Source organism: Neosynechococcus sphagnicola sy1, from assembly GCF_000775285.1.
In the GTDB taxonomy this organism is placed as follows: domain Bacteria; phylum Cyanobacteriota; class Cyanobacteriia; order Neosynechococcales; family Neosynechococcaceae; genus Neosynechococcus; species Neosynechococcus sphagnicola.
Window position 1 is genome coordinate 104,170 of sequence record NZ_JJML01000003.1, and the last position, 13,794, is coordinate 117,963.

14 protein-coding genes are annotated in these 13,794 nt (G+C 50.0%); 10 read left to right on the forward strand and 4 right to left on the reverse strand.

Going from position 1 to position 13,794, the window contains the following annotated elements; all coding sequences use genetic code 11:
• Positions 1-100 precede the first annotated feature (100 nt).
• The 4 genes from nifU to nifB all read right to left on the reverse strand — a co-directional run bounded on the left by nifU (position 101) and on the right by nifB (position 4,175).
• On the reverse strand, positions 101-988 hold the full coding sequence (nifU, locus tag DO97_RS02060) for a Fe-S cluster assembly protein NifU (RefSeq protein ID WP_036530766.1): 888 nt from the start codon (positions 986-988) through the stop codon (positions 101-103).
• Positions 989-1,021: 33 nt separating this feature from the next.
• On the reverse strand, positions 1,022-2,224 hold the full coding sequence (gene nifS / locus DO97_RS02065; RefSeq protein WP_036530768.1) for a cysteine desulfurase NifS: 1,203 nt from the start codon (positions 2,222-2,224) through the stop codon (positions 1,022-1,024).
• Complete coding sequence (locus tag DO97_RS02070; protein WP_036530770.1) at positions 2,221-2,607, reverse strand: 4Fe-4S binding protein; 387 nt, start codon at positions 2,605-2,607, stop codon at positions 2,221-2,223. The genes nifS and DO97_RS02070 overlap by 4 nt, the downstream gene beginning before the upstream one ends.
• A gap of 89 nt (positions 2,608-2,696) precedes the next feature.
• On the reverse strand, positions 2,697-4,175 hold the full coding sequence (gene nifB, locus DO97_RS02075) for a nitrogenase cofactor biosynthesis protein NifB (RefSeq protein ID WP_193365047.1): 1,479 nt from the start codon (positions 4,173-4,175) through the stop codon (positions 2,697-2,699).
• A 1,119-nt stretch (positions 4,176-5,294) separates the two neighbouring features.
• On the opposite strand from nifB, the gene cysE reads away from it, so the two are divergent.
• The 10 genes from cysE (at position 5,295) to glgB (ending at position 13,748) form a co-directional block, all read left to right on the forward strand.
• On the forward strand, positions 5,295-6,077 hold the full coding sequence (cysE, locus tag DO97_RS02080) for a serine O-acetyltransferase (RefSeq protein WP_072016319.1): 783 nt from the start codon (positions 5,295-5,297) through the stop codon (positions 6,075-6,077).
• Positions 6,078-6,154: 77 nt separating this feature from the next.
• A complete protein-coding gene (locus DO97_RS02085) occupies positions 6,155-6,415 on the forward strand; it encodes an Asr1405/Asl0597 family protein (RefSeq protein WP_036530771.1) in 261 nt (86 codons plus the stop codon).
• 81 nt (positions 6,416-6,496) lie between these two features.
• Entirely contained in the window at positions 6,497-7,042 is a 546-nt protein-coding gene (gene dpsA / locus DO97_RS02090; protein ID WP_036530773.1) for a DNA starvation/stress protection protein DpsA, read from the forward strand.
• 44 nt (positions 7,043-7,086) lie between these two features.
• Complete coding sequence (locus DO97_RS28245; RefSeq protein WP_036530774.1) at positions 7,087-7,413, forward strand: DUF2949 domain-containing protein; 327 nt, start codon at positions 7,087-7,089, stop codon at positions 7,411-7,413.
• Positions 7,414-7,622: 209 nt separating this feature from the next.
• Entirely contained in the window at positions 7,623-8,780 is a 1,158-nt protein-coding gene (gene nifV / locus DO97_RS02100) for a homocitrate synthase (RefSeq protein ID WP_036530776.1), read from the forward strand.
• A gap of 50 nt (positions 8,781-8,830) precedes the next feature.
• Positions 8,831-9,097 carry a nitrogen fixation protein NifZ gene (locus DO97_RS02105; protein WP_036530778.1) on the forward strand — a complete coding sequence of 89 codons (267 nt, stop codon included), beginning with the start codon at positions 8,831-8,833 and terminating at the stop codon, positions 9,095-9,097.
• Complete coding sequence (gene nifT, locus DO97_RS02110) at positions 9,094-9,297, forward strand: putative nitrogen fixation protein NifT (protein ID WP_036530779.1); 204 nt, start codon at positions 9,094-9,096, stop codon at positions 9,295-9,297. The genes DO97_RS02105 and nifT overlap by 4 nt, the downstream gene beginning before the upstream one ends.
• A 174-nt stretch (positions 9,298-9,471) precedes the next feature.
• Positions 9,472-10,083, forward strand: coding sequence for a (2Fe-2S) ferredoxin domain-containing protein (locus DO97_RS02115; protein WP_036530781.1), 612 nt, complete (start codon positions 9,472-9,474; stop codon positions 10,081-10,083).
• 484 nt (positions 10,084-10,567) lie between these two features.
• On the forward strand, positions 10,568-11,275 hold the full coding sequence (locus DO97_RS02120) for a glutathione S-transferase family protein (protein ID WP_036530783.1): 708 nt from the start codon (positions 10,568-10,570) through the stop codon (positions 11,273-11,275).
• A gap of 187 nt (positions 11,276-11,462) precedes the next feature.
• Complete coding sequence (glgB, locus tag DO97_RS02125; RefSeq protein WP_036530785.1) at positions 11,463-13,748, forward strand: 1,4-alpha-glucan branching enzyme; 2,286 nt, start codon at positions 11,463-11,465, stop codon at positions 13,746-13,748.
• The last annotated feature ends 46 nt before the right edge of the window (positions 13,749-13,794 follow it).

The window sequence follows — 13,794 nt, forward strand, 5'->3', positions numbered from 1 at the left end:
AACTGCGATCAGACTGTGGAGGATGACTGGGGTGGGAAGTTGGAATCAATCGCAGTTGGGGGCGATCGTCCAACGGGAAAAACGTGAGATATCAAAGCGTTCATGCAACTGCTTCAACCACTAGATTGGGTAAAACACGTTCTCGTAACCGGACTTCGATCGCATTTTTGAGCGTAGCGGTACTGCTTTCACAGGAACCACAGGCACCTTTCAGCACTACTTTGACCACATCGCCTTCGATGTCGTAGAGTTCGACATCGCCACCATCTGCCAGCAGCATCGGACGAACTTCTTGTAATGCGGTTTGAATCAGGCTGATTTTTTGCACCGTTGTCAGAGGACGATTTTGGGCCTGAGCCGTGGCAATTTCTGCTGCCACTCTGGTGGCTGTGAGTGCTTTTTCTTGTTGCACAGCGGCGATCAAATCTTCAATTTCGGCAGCGCAGGAACTGCAACCACCGCCTGCTTTGACGTAGCTGGTGACTTGTTCTACTGTGGTCAGGTTGTTTTCAATCACGACGCGGCGAATTCTGTTTTCGCTGACACCAAAGCAACTACAAATCAGTGCGCCATCATCCTCTTCATGATGTTCAACTTCAATGCCACGGTATTTATAAATCGCCGCTTCCAATGCTTCCTGTCCCATCACAGAACAGTGCATTTTTTCTTCCGGTAGTCCACCCAGGTAATTGGCAATGTCACGATTACTGACATTCAGGGCTTCATCTAAGGTGATACCTTTGATGATTTCGGTGAGGGCTGACGAAGAGGCGATCGCACTCGTACAACCAAAGGTTTGAAACCGAGCATCCAGAATTCTGTCAGCCTCTACTTCAATCTTGAGGTGCAGTCTCAAGGCATCGCCGCAGGCAATACTGCCGACTTCGCCAAAGACCACTGCAACGCCAGCTTCACTCGGATCTTCGATCGCGCCTTGATTCTTGGGGTTATAGAACAGATCCAGTACTTTTTCGGTGTAGTCCCACATGGCGGTGTTTCCTAAAGGTAAAGGGGTGATGGGTTATCTAGCTCCGACGACAGCTTCTTCACGGTCTTGCAACCATTCAGCTTGGTCGTTATTGAAGGGTGAAAGAGCACGGAGGCGTTCTACAATCCCAGGCATGACTTCGAGGACGAGATCGATGTCGGACTCGGTTGTATTTCGGGAAAGGCTGAACCGGATGGAGCCATGCAGGATGGTGTAAGGCAAGCCCATCGCCCGGAGGACGTGGGATGGTTCGAGGGAACCGGAGGTACAGGCGGAACCAGAGGAGGCACAGATGCCGTACTGGTCGAGGGAGAGCAAGATGGCTTCGCCTTCGATGTATTTGAAGCCGATGTTGGTGGTATTGGGTAGGCGGTTTTTGCGATCGCCATTGAGCTCGGTATCAGAAATCGCAAGTAATCCTTTTTCCAGGCGGTCGCGCAGTTTTTTCTCAGTTGCCACATCGGCTAGATGGAGTTGCGCCAGTTCTGCAGCTTTACCCAATCCAACAATGCCAGCCACATTTTCAGTTCCAGCTCTGCGTCCCCGTTCCTGGTGCCCACCGACTAGCAGCGGACGGAAGCGGAATCCGCGTCTCACAAACAGGGCACCCACACCTTTGGGAGCGTGCAATTTGTGGCCGGAGATCGTCATTAAATCGATGGTGCTGGTTTTCATATTGAGTGGCAACTTTCCTGCAACCTGCACCGCGTCCACATGGAACGTTGCGCCGTATTCTTTCGCGATCGCCCCTGCCTGCTCAACGGGAAACACCGTTCCGGTTTCGTTGTTGGCGTACATGGTGGAAACGAGGGCTGTACTTCCCGTAATCGCCGCTTCTAGCTCCATCAGATCTAATTGACCCTTACGGTTTACCGACAGGTACGTGACGGTGTAGCCCTGTTTTTCGAGCTGTTTGAACAGGTTCAACACACAGGCATGTTCAACTTGGGTGGTAATCAGGTGTTTGCGATCGGGTTGAGCGGCGATCGCGGCACGGATGGCGGTGTTGTTGCCTTCGGTGCCACAACTGGTGAAGATAATTTCAGATTCTTCAGCACCGAGCAGCGAAGCAACCTGGTTTCGCGCCTGTTTTAATGCCTTACCCACCTGTCCACCAAAGCTATGCATTGAAGAAGGATTGCCGTAGTACTGGGTGAGATAGGGCAAAATGGCTGCCACCACTTCGGGATCAACCTGGGTTGTAGCGTTGTTATCGAGATAAATGACTGCGCTCATGCGTTGACTCCCCCAGTAGTAGGGTTTTGTAGTTGTTTGGCTAAGGCTTGTGAATAGGTATCAAACCAGCGTTTCCAGTAATCAGAGGGTCGGTTGGCGTTGAGCCTTGAAACCAGGCGGTTGTAGGCAAGGAACCAGTGATCCCAGTAGTCATTGGCAGGCTGGGCAAACCGCGCTTGAGGAGGAGTTGCCAGGTCTGGAAGACATCCGCCATTCGTGGGACAGACTGCCCAACATTGAGGTACAGCGTAATAACCCACACAATCGTTACAGCGTTCAGAATTGATTTGATACTGTTGTTCATTTCGGGCGATCGCCCCCGTAGGGCAGATGGACTCACAGCGATGACATTCAGTGCACTGACTCGTAATGACGTAGGTCATAGCAACCTCCTTAAGTAAGGGCGAAGCATTTAGGTAAAGATCTTTGTCGAGATCCAAGGGGCTTGACCAAAGGCTTCGCCTCTACGGACTCAAAACTCTTGAACGTGCTGGTCGTAGAACTCTCTTGCCACTTTTTCAATCACGTCGTAGGCTTCCACCACTTGCAAGCCAGATTCTCGCAGTTCCGCTTTCGGGCATTCACCCACTTTGGAAACCAGAACCGCTTTGCAATCCGCGATCGCCTTGATCACATGCTCCAGCGTGGCATCTTCGCCGTAACCGCCCTGGCAGTATTGGTCAATCTTGCGGTGTCCGACAAATTTGGCTTCGTTGGCATCCACTTCAAAGATTTGGAATTCCTTGGCGTGACCAAAGTGCTGATTCACAATTCCGCCACCTTTGGTTGCGACTGCTACAAGTATTTTGGGACTGTTCTTGATGCGCTCACTGGGCTTGACCTTGGCTTTTGCCTGCTTGATGTCTTCCTTGAATTTCTCAATGCCAGCATGGACTTCTTGCCGCAGCTCCAGGTCGTACTGTTCCGGCATTTTCATGAACTTGTCTTTGGTGAATTCCTGGCTGCGGTCTTCACCCAACAAACCAACGGCATCCGCACGGCACTGACGGCAATGACGCATCATCTTCATGTTGCTGTCGGCACATTCGTCTTGCAGCTTTTTCAGCTCTTTAGGAGTGGGTCCGCGTTGTCCAGTCAGACCAAAGTGGGTGCCGTGCTCAGGCGCTGAAATCAACGGCATGATGTTGTGTAAGAACGCACCCTTCTCGCGGATCACCCGATCCACTTCTGCCAAGTGCTCATCATTAATGCCGGGAATCATCACCGAATTCACTTTGCACAGAATGTCGGCTTCACGGAGTGCCTGTAAGCCTTCCATCTGCCGTTCGTGCAGAATCTGAGCCGCTTCTAGCCCTTTGTAGCGTTTGCGGCGATAGTGTACCCAGGGATAAATCTTAGTGCCGATTTCCGGATCCACCATATTAATCGTAATGGTGACGTGATCGACATTGAGGGCTTTGATTTTATCCACATGATCCGGCAGCATCAGCCCGTTAGTGGACAGGCAGAGCTTGATATCGGGTGCTTTATCAGCAATCAACTCAAAGGTCCGAAACGTCTTTTCGGGGTTTGCTAATGGATCCCCAGGCCCCGCAATCCCTAACACAGTCATCTGAGGAATCTTGCCTGCAATCACCAACGCCTTGTGAGCAGCTTCTTCGGGAGTTAACAACTCACTCACCACCCCAGGGCGGCTTTCGTTCGCACAGTCGTATTTGCGGTTGCAGTAGTTACATTGAATGTTGCAAGCAGGCGCTACTGCAACGTGCATCCGGGCATAGTGATGATGGGCTTCTTCGCTATAGCAGGGGTGTTTCGCAATGCGATCGAGCATCTTTTGATCAAAGCTGAGGGCTGCACTGTTATTGGTGGTACAACCACAGCTATCGTCACTCTTTTTCTGCGTCACCGTATTTTTGGTGATCACGATATCCGTAGCAGGCTGCGTTGCTGGAGGAGAGAGAAGTCCTGAAGATGGTGGTGGTGTCATTGAATTTCGGCAGGGCTAGTAGGTGTACAGCGCCACCGAGAAAGACGACTGCTCCATGCTCCTAAAGAATCGATTAAAGTCACTGGGGACAGACAACCTGCCAATGCAGGCTAGAAGTTCTGATTCGTCCACAGGGGAGCGCTTTGCTAAGGCTGTAGGACAGCGACTTCATTCCGACTTTATTCACAGAGTGTGATGCAGTTGCGTCGTCCTCCCATCTCCTCTCTGACCGTGAAACCTGAATGCTTTACGCTTGGTTGGAAAAACCTGTGTTTCTGGTTTAAAGAGTTGAGTGATTGGCGTTGTGAGAGTTATAACAGCCACTCAAAATCAGCCCGGTTTAGCAGCACCCGGTAAGAGTTATTGAATTCATTAGTCTGTACTCAAGCCTTCAAACCTAGACTGAGTAAGCACCCAAATTTTATGTAGGGTAGGGGTGCGAGTATTGTTTGAAGGGGGGACAAGTATTTTTTGAGTAGGGGAGCAGTATTTTATGTACTCAACCCAAACGCTTATACAGTCGATGTTTGAAGATATTTTTCAGTAAAATTTGAGTCTTAAAAGCTGTACTCAAACGCTACCTCAAACTGGCTCTAAGGCTGATTTAGAGAGGGCATGGACTCGCTTTTTGACTAGATTGTTAATTAAATGCTGGGAACAATTGGTTGAGGATTGCTCCCAGCAAGATCCGAAATTCAATTCTGTATCTAAATTAGCACTTTGCTCCAAGCAACCGAGCGCTTGTAATTATTTCTTCAAATTTGTTCAGAGCGAACATAACTATATTATAAATAGATAGCCTTGATACCAAATTGCTGGGTTGAGTACACAGTCAGCAGCAAGTTATTTGAGTTGTTAATTTCCTGTAAAGCTTTTGGATACAGGGTTTTGCCATGAGTACTCAAATACTTGTTCCTGGTTTGATTAATACTAGACCCCCCGATGGAAAATACCAGTCCCTCAACCCTTTAAAAAAATGAAGCCCTTCTCAGATAAAGGCTTGCGGGTTGAGTACATTTCTAATTAATTCAATAACTCTGATTCGGGTTGCTGGGTCTGCCCTGTTTTTCCTGCCTGATATAAGCAGGAGAACAGAACACTGTTTGCCATCTGAAAGCGATGCAACACTCTCCTACCTGGCTCCCCTTATCCCTGCCGCTGACGTTCATCAAGAACCGTTCCCAGAAGTCGGAGGGCTTGACACCAGAAGCTGCTGTGCACAGCGATCGCTTCTGTCAAAGCTCCAATGGCTTGAGAGCAGGATGGCAAGCGCTGAAGGAAGATTTTCGGATCATCTTTGAACGCGACCCGGCTGCCCGTCATTGGTTAGAAGTGCTGTGCTGCTATCCCGGCTTCCATGCATTGCTCTGTCACCGCTTTGCCCACTGGCTCCACTCTCACCAAATTCACTTTTTCCCTCGATTCATTTCCCACCTAGCGCGGTTTCTCACCGGTATTGAAATTCATCCCGGTGCCCAGATTGGCAAGGGTGTGTGCATTGATCATGGCATGGGCGTGGTGATTGGGGAGACCGCGATCGTGGGAGACTACACGCTGATTTATCAGGGCGTGACCTTGGGCGGAAAGGGCAAGCAAATGGGTAAGCGTCATCCCACTGTCGGGCAGCATGTCGTGGTAGGAGCAGGCGCAAAGGTGCTGGGAAATATCCAGATTGGCGACCATGCTCGGATTGGCGCTGGCTCAATTGTGCTGCGGGATGTGCCGTCCCATTGCACAGCCGTGGGTGTACCAGGACGCAATATCTGCCGCTCTGGTACCCCTGCCTGCCCCCTGGATCATAACCAAATGCCCGATGCAGAATCAATAGCCATGCGAGTACTGGTCGATCGCATTGAGCAACTAGAACAACAACTCCAGATGCTGTTACCAGACAAACTCTGATTCCCTTTTCTCCCCCGAACCCCGACTCTGTCCCCCGAACCTAACCCACCCATTGCATTTTGTTTGAGGTAACTCCGATGTTTTCCCTTTCTGGTGTAACGCCCAATGTCATAGATTCTACGGCTCAAATTATTGAGGTTTCGCGGATCGATCGCTGGCGCATCTGCTACCGACTGCAAGAACTAATGATTCCTTGTTGGTGTTTGCAAGATGGCACCCTGCGGGTTGAAATTCAAAGCAGTATCAGCGCTGTGCTATTGCGGAGTGTGGTACAGCAATTTGTTGCCTCTCGCCAAGAGTTGGTGAATTGGCTCGAAAGATGTCTAGACGCAGACTAAATCGCAAAGGCTGCAAGCGACAAAAGCAGCGATCAGAGTAAACAAGTAACGCAAATCAATTTATTACAAGGAATTACCTCAATGAGCATCGTACAAGCACCCGTTCAAGCCTTAGGACAAATTGCCAATAACCCAATCGCCTTGGGCACTGAAGTCACCATTCCCGTCTGTGAAGGATTGAATCTTGCCCTTGCCAGCTTTCAAGCCCTCTATTTGCAATACCAGAAACATCACTTTGTGGTTGATGGATCTGAGTTCTATTCCCTCCATGAATTCTTTCATGAGGGGGTGAATGCAACTCAGGGCTACGTACATCAAATTGGTGAGCGGTTAAATGGACTGGGTGGCATTCCCGCATCCAGCTTTGCAAAATTGGCAGAGTTAAGCTGTTTTACCTCAGAACCCGATGGGAAGTTTACCGCTCGCCAGATGGTGGAACACGATTTACAAGCTGAACAGGCAGTGATTGATTTATTGCGGCGGCAGGCAACTCAGGCAGAAAGTGTGGGCGATCGCGCCACGCGCTACATGTACGAACAAATGTTGTTGCAAACCGAAGATCGGGCATTTCATCTGGAGCATTTCTTGGCAGCCGATAGCCTGACCTTGGCATTCGTGGTTCGATAACCCTCGATAACCCAGTGTTGCTGAATAGCAGGAGGACAGCGGTGATGAACGTTAACACGCAATTGATTCAATTTCTTCGTCACGATCTGGCCGTTTCATCTACGGAAATCGACATTATGCTGCGTCATTGTGAACGGGAAAATGCACCGCTGCCGATGCTGCTGTGGAAATATGGGCTAGTGTCTTTACAGCAACTGGGTCAAATCTTTGACTGGCTAGAAGCTCAAACAAATTCTGCTCTAGATGGAGTATTCGATGGTGTACTTGCAGCTCAACCATCCTCTGTATTGGTGCAAACCAGTGTCGTAAATCATCCCTTCCCGCTCCAAAACTTTCAGCCTGAAGCTTATTCTCGTCCCAATTCAATATGATGCTGCATCTGCCTACGGAACCTCTCCTTGATAAGCTGCCGCGTATCCACATCTAGGGCGGAATGCCAAAGTATTGCAAGATCCCCCTAAATCCCCCTTAAAAAAGGGGACTTCCGGACTAAAATCCCCTCCGAAAATGCATCTCATCTGCCCCAGATTCGCTTGAGACATGGATAAGTCGTAATCGTTTTTATAAGGTTAGAATGGGAATGAAAAAGCAATTTGACAATCCAATTCAAATCAATGACACCACGTTACGAGATGGGGAACAGGCGGCTGGAGTTGCCTTTACCCTCGAGGAAAAAGTGGCGATCGCTACTTTATTGGATCGCGCCGGAGTGCAGGAATTGGAAGTGGGAATTCCAGCGATGGGACATGACGAAGCCACCGCGATCGCCACCATCAACAACCTGGGTTTAACCACCCAATTGCTGGGCTGGAATCGTGCTGTCATTGCCGATGTCCAAGCATCCATTGATTGTGGCTTGAAGCGCGTTCATGTTTCAATTCCTGTGTCGGAGGTTCAAATCGCTGCCAAATTCCAAGGGCAGTGGCGCAAAATGCTGGAACAACTGCGGGACGTGATCAACTTTGCCCGCGATCGCAGCTTAATGATTGCCATCGGGGGCGAAGATTCCTCCAGAGCCGATGCCACCTTTCTGGAAGATGTGGCGCTGTTTTCCCAGGATTTGGGAGCTTTTCGCTTTCGTTTTTGCGATACCGTTGGCATTCTCGATCCCTTAGACACCTACGAAAAAGTGCAGCGTCTGGTAAGAGCGCTCTCCATTCCTGTAGAAATGCACACCCACAACGATTTGGGCATGGCAACCGCCAATGCCTTGGCAGGCATTCGAGCCGGGGCGCAATCGGTAAATACCACTGTGAATGGATTGGGCGAACGGGCTGGAAATGCGGCATTGGAAGAAGTCGTGATGGCAGTCAAGCGGATTTATGGCATCAAGTTGGGCATTGATACCTGCCGTTTGCCGGAGTTGTCTCAACTGGTGGTGCAGGCTTCCAACTGTCCGCTGCCGCCCTGGAAAGCGATCGTGGGGGAAAACGCTTTTGTCCATGAGTCGGGTATCCATGCCCATGGAGTGCTGCAAAATCCCCAAACCTACGAGCCATTTGATCCAGCAGAAATTGGCTGGCAACATCGATTGGTCCTGGGCAAGCACTCAGGGCGGCATCTAGTGCAAAGTATCCTGCAAGAGCACGGAATGTCACGGACAGGCAATGATCTTCAATTCATTCTGGATGCGGTGCGTCGGTGTTCAACTCAGCTAAAACGAAATCTGACGATTGAGGAACTGCTAGGTTTAGCCCGCGATCGCGCTCCGACAATTCATCCCGCCAGCATTCATTAAAGTTGGTTTTGTGTACAGGTCAACATGACATTTTCACTTGGAGCTGCATCATGCAATCAGATGAAATTGAAATCGATTCTCCACCAACCTTTGATATTGGTCAGAAGGTGAGATCGTGCAAACTCATTCGCAATGACGGCACCTTTCCAGGAAAGGATATCGGCGCAACCCTGGCAAAGAAAGGCGATGTGGGCTACGTGGTCAGTATCGGCACCTTCTTGCAAAGCTCCTACATCTACGCAGTACATTTCATGACTACAGGTCACATTGTTGGCTGCCGCAAAAAAGAACTTGAACTTGCTGAGGAAATTAAATGAAAGTGATGCTCCGTCGGAATCCTGCTGGACACTTGGTTGTCTATGTTGCCAAGAAAGACTTGGAAGAAGAAGTGGTAAAAGAAGTAGAGGCAGACAGTGAAAAGATTTTCACACTGGCGAACGGCTGGGAACTAGCGATCGCCAAGTTAGAAGAGCCGATAAAGTTGCCTCAAACGGTAGAAGCTAGACGCATTGCTTAAGAGGATGTTTTAAAAGGGTCGTCTTGAGCCTCAAATACGACTCAGTGGTGCAATCTAAAATCCATAAACCCTGATTCTGTCGTAGCGGTCTCTAGGTGGTCTGAGTGGTTGGATACACCCAGGAAGACTTTTAAAACATCCTCTAAGAGATCAAATGCTTAGGAGAGCAAAATCATGGCTCACTTTGACACCAAATCACCCATGGAATTCAATTTTCAAGGTCAGTTTCTGGGCTTTGTGAGCCATGATGGGGCATGGAAATATATGCGTTTAAGGGTCTTATCGGAAGAACTACAGATCAAGATCCCGAAAGCGATGCGGCTGACTGTAGGGTCATCGCTTCAGCCCGGTGAATCCATTCAGGTCATTGGCATCAGCAAGTTCGATCGTCACGCTCATGCACCCAAACTGAAAGCAACTCAGCTCATACCGCTGACAGAAAATAGTCCTCCAATAGTGCCTGTAATCCCAACCAGACGAGCATCTTCAGCACCTCCCGCCGCTCAAACTCAGCTCAAAGTCAAACCTAAAGTGAAAGTGCTGCTCTGCCAAAAATCGGGATGCTTGAAGCGAGGAAGCAAAGGATTGTATGAGGCACTCGATCAAATACTCTGCGATCGCAATTTGCAACACCAAGTCACGATTGAACCCACGGGATGTTTAAAGTGCTGTTCTTCGGCACCAAATCTGACCATCATCCCAGTGAATCATCGTTACAAAGATGTTCGCCTTAAAATGCTGCCGCAGATCGTTGATGCGATCGCCCAAAGCCTTACAAAGCATTAAGTACTTACCCTGAATTAAAGCAGTTCTTCTGCTGTTGGCAATTTATTTATACTGCCATTAACAAGGGGCGAGTGCAAGATTTCTAGAATGTTGAATTGACCCGACCCGCTTCCGCTTGATTCACGCAAGAGAGCACCATTGAGTTCCCCGGCTGATCCCGATTTGGGCAGATGGAGGATTTTCAGGGGGAGCGTTTATGCGGTGGGTGATGGCTCTCCGTCGTTGAATCTTGGAGGTGATCCTGCGGCCTCAAGGGGCAAAAGGATTGGTTCTACTTCCCCAGCGCTGGAGGGTCGAGCGGAGTTACGGTTGGCTGCATTGGTGTCGTCGTTTAAATGTTGATTACCAGCGCTGACTTGCCTCCGCCGCAGCCTTCATTGATATTGCTATGATTCACTTGATGTTTCGCAGACTCCCACTAGAATTACGATACTTCTCTCCGTATTTCCCAACATCCTCTAAGAACTAACTGGAGAATGGCGCGGTGCATCTTTTGCAATTCAGTACCTCTCACTACTGCCGTAAAGCCCGGCTAGCCCTTGGCTACAAACAGCTGACCTACACGGTAGAGAATTTAACGCCGGGTTTGCATATCCTCAAGCTCAAACCCCTGACGGGGTTAAGCACGGTTCCGGTGTTGTTACCGCAGCAACCTGGGACAATCCTCGGAGATCAATCTGTCTCCGGAGGCGCAGCGATGCCCCAGGCGATCGCGGACTCAACCCGGATTCTGCATTTTCTAGAAACCCATTACCCTCAACCCTCCTTATTGCCGATTTCCCCGGAGCAGCAGGCAGAGGCATGGCTCTTGGAGGATTGGCTGGATGAAAGCATTGGAACAGCGACCCGCTTTGTCTACTACGATTTTCGAGCCGGAGCAGGAAAGCAGCTTGATTCTTCCCTCACCAGTCAACTATTGATTCAGCTCATCCTCAAGCAGTATGGCATTAATGCTGCAACAGTTGTTCTGGCAGCGGAGCGCCTGCAACTAGCCCTTGTCGAGTTGGGGCATCGCTGGCAATCAGGCCCCTACCTGGTGGGAGATCAGCTCAGTGTTGCCGATGTAGCCGCCGCTGCCCTCCTGAGTCCACTGGTGAGAGTGCCATTGTACCGAGACACCTTCCCTCAGATCTTTGAGCGGATTGCGGAGATTCATCACCAATGTCAGGAGCCACTACCTCCCGGTCTATGATGAGAAAGAGCGATCGCGCGTTGCTGTGTGAGGTGTATCGTCAGTGAACTATCTTTAGGACGACAGATGTGGCAGTCGTCCTGTGTAAGTCCTGCCTGTTCCAGTAGGAAACAATTGAGACTTGCGCCCTAATTTGCTACGGTTTACTACAGTTCATTAACCTTTCTTTTACATCCTCATACTTTCCATGACCCTCACCCCCGATCAAGTTGCCCGGATTATTGGGAACCAGCATCACGATCCCTTTGAAATTCTCGGTTCCCACCCCCTTGAGCAAAACGGTAAAACGATTTGGGTGGTGCGTTCCTATCTACCAAATGCAGATGCTGCCTGGGTGGTTTGCCCTGAGGCGCGCCAAGAATACCCCATGCAGCCCGTCCATCATCCCCATTTCTTTGAATGTACCGTTGACTTACCGGAATTAGCCAACTATCAAATTCGAGTCCGGGAAGGGGATCATGAACGCGTGATCTATGATCCCTACGCCTTCCAGTCCGCTCGGCTCACCGAGTTTGACCTGCATTTATTTGCCGAGGGAAATCACCACCGCATCTATGAAAAGCTGGGGGCCCACCTCATTGAAGTGGATGGAATCGCAGGTGTCTACTTCGCAGTTTGGGCACCCAACGCTCGCAATGTCTCGGTTTTAGGTGACTTTAATTATTGGGATGGGCGCAAACACCAGATGCGCAAGGGGCCAACGGGGATTTGGGAATTGTTCATTCCTGGGATCGGTGAGGGCGATCGCTACAAATACGAAATTAAGAATCAGGCTGGACATATTTACGAGAAGTCCGATCCCCATGGTTTTTTACAGGAAGTCCGGCCAAAAACCGCTTCCATCGTTACGAATCTAGATACCTACGTCTGGGGCGATCGTGACTGGATGGAACAGCGTCGCCATAGTGACCCCTTGACCCAGCCAATTTCCGTCTATGAGGTGCATCTAGGCTCGTGGCTCCATGCGGATTCCTCCGAACCTGCCCAACTGCCCAACGGAGACACCGAACCCGTTGTGATTGTCTCAGAGCTACAACCAGGAGCACGGTTTCTCACCTATCGAGAGCTTGCTGACCGCCTGATTCCCTACGTCAAAGAGTTGGGGTTCACCCACATTGAGCTGTTGCCGGTTGCAGAACATCCCTTCGATGGCTCCTGGGGATATCAGGTAATCGGTTACTATGCCTGCACCTCTCGCTATGGTAGCCCTCAAGACTTCATGTATTTTGTCGATCAATGCCATCAGCAGGGCATTGGGGTTCTAGTGGATTGGGTACCGGGACATTTTCCCAGAGATGGTCATGGCTTAGCCTTCTTTGATGGCACCTGCCTCTATGAACATGCCGACCCCCGCAAGGGGGAGCACAAAGAATGGGGCACCTTAGTGTTTAACTACGCCCGCCATGAAGTACGTAACTACTTGGTTGCCAATGCCCTGTTCTGGTTTGACAAGTATCACATTGATGGCATTCGTGTGGATGCTGTCGCCTCCATGTTGTACCTCGACTACTGTCGTCAAGAAGGCGAATGGCTCACCAACCAGTACGGGGGACGGGAAAATTTGGATGCTGCTGATTTTCTGCGGCAGATGAACCATGTGATCTTTAGCTATTTCCCTGGAATTCTCTCGATTGCTGAAGAGTCAACGTCTTGGCCAATGGTTTCCTGGCCAACCTATACCGGCGGCTTAGGGTTCAACCTGAAATGGAACATGGGTTGGATGCATGACATGCTGGATTACTTCCAGATGGATCCGTGGTTCCGGCAATTCCATCAAAACAATGTCACCTTCAGCATCTGGTATGCCTTCAGCGAAAATTTCATGTTGGCGTTGTCCCATGATGAGGTTGTCCATGGTAAGAGCAATATGCTGGGGAAAATGCCCGGTGATGAGTGGCTAAAACTGGCGAATCTGCGCTGTTTATATGCCTATATGTTTACCCACCCCGGCAAGAAAACCCTGTTCATGAGTATGGAGTTTGGGCAATGGGGCGAGTGGAACGTCTGGAGCGATCTCGAGTGGCATTTGCTGCAATATGAACCCCACCAAAAACTCAAACAGTTTGTTCAAGACTTAAACCAACTCTATCGCGACCAACCTGCCCTTTACACCCAGGAATTTCGGCAGGAAGGCTTTGAGTGGATTGATTGCAGCGATAACCGCCATAGCGTTGTTGCCTTTATCCGCAAGACGAAGGACAGTGATGATTTCGTGGTAACCGTCTGCAACTTCACCCCCCAACCCCATGCCCATTATCGGGTGGGAGTGCCCCAGCCAGGGTTCTACACAGAACTCTTCAATAGTGATGCCCGAGAATATGGGGGCAGCAATATGGGCAACCTGGGGGGCAAGTGGACGGATGAATGGTCTTACCATCATCATCCCTATTCCCTGGATCTATGCTTGCCACCCCTGGGGGTTTTAGTTCTAAAGCTCACCAAGACCGAATCTGCGATCGCCGCCGCTGATTGACGGCAAGGAGAGACCGATCGCTGATCATTTGTTCCCCTGCTGATTA

What these genes read in the sequence shown, in the direction of transcription:
- nifU (WP_036530766.1), bottom strand. Translation starts at nt 988, where the DNA reads ATGTGGGACTACACCGAAAAAGTACTGGATCTGTTCTATAACCCCAAG.
- nifS (WP_036530768.1), bottom strand. Translation starts at nt 2,224, where the DNA reads ATGAGCGCAGTCATTTATCTCGATAACAACGCTACAACCCAGGTTGAT.
- DO97_RS02070 (WP_036530770.1), bottom strand. Translation starts at nt 2,607, where the DNA reads ATGACCTACGTCATTACGAGTCAGTGCACTGAATGTCATCGCTGTGAG.
- nifB (WP_193365047.1), bottom strand. Translation starts at nt 4,175, where the DNA reads ATGACACCACCACCATCTTCAGGACTTCTCTCTCCTCCAGCAACGCAG.
- cysE (WP_072016319.1), top strand. Translation starts at nt 5,295, where the DNA reads ATGCAACACTCTCCTACCTGGCTCCCCTTATCCCTGCCGCTGACGTTC.
- DO97_RS02085 (WP_036530771.1), top strand. Translation starts at nt 6,155, where the DNA reads ATGTTTTCCCTTTCTGGTGTAACGCCCAATGTCATAGATTCTACGGCT.
- dpsA (WP_036530773.1), top strand. Translation starts at nt 6,497, where the DNA reads ATGAGCATCGTACAAGCACCCGTTCAAGCCTTAGGACAAATTGCCAAT.
- DO97_RS28245 (WP_036530774.1), top strand. Translation starts at nt 7,087, where the DNA reads ATGAACGTTAACACGCAATTGATTCAATTTCTTCGTCACGATCTGGCC.
- nifV (WP_036530776.1), top strand. Translation starts at nt 7,623, where the DNA reads ATGAAAAAGCAATTTGACAATCCAATTCAAATCAATGACACCACGTTA.
- DO97_RS02105 (WP_036530778.1), top strand. Translation starts at nt 8,831, where the DNA reads ATGCAATCAGATGAAATTGAAATCGATTCTCCACCAACCTTTGATATT.
- nifT (WP_036530779.1), top strand. Translation starts at nt 9,094, where the DNA reads ATGAAAGTGATGCTCCGTCGGAATCCTGCTGGACACTTGGTTGTCTAT.
- DO97_RS02115 (WP_036530781.1), top strand. Translation starts at nt 9,472, where the DNA reads ATGGCTCACTTTGACACCAAATCACCCATGGAATTCAATTTTCAAGGT.
- glgB (WP_036530785.1), top strand. Translation starts at nt 11,463, where the DNA reads ATGACCCTCACCCCCGATCAAGTTGCCCGGATTATTGGGAACCAGCAT.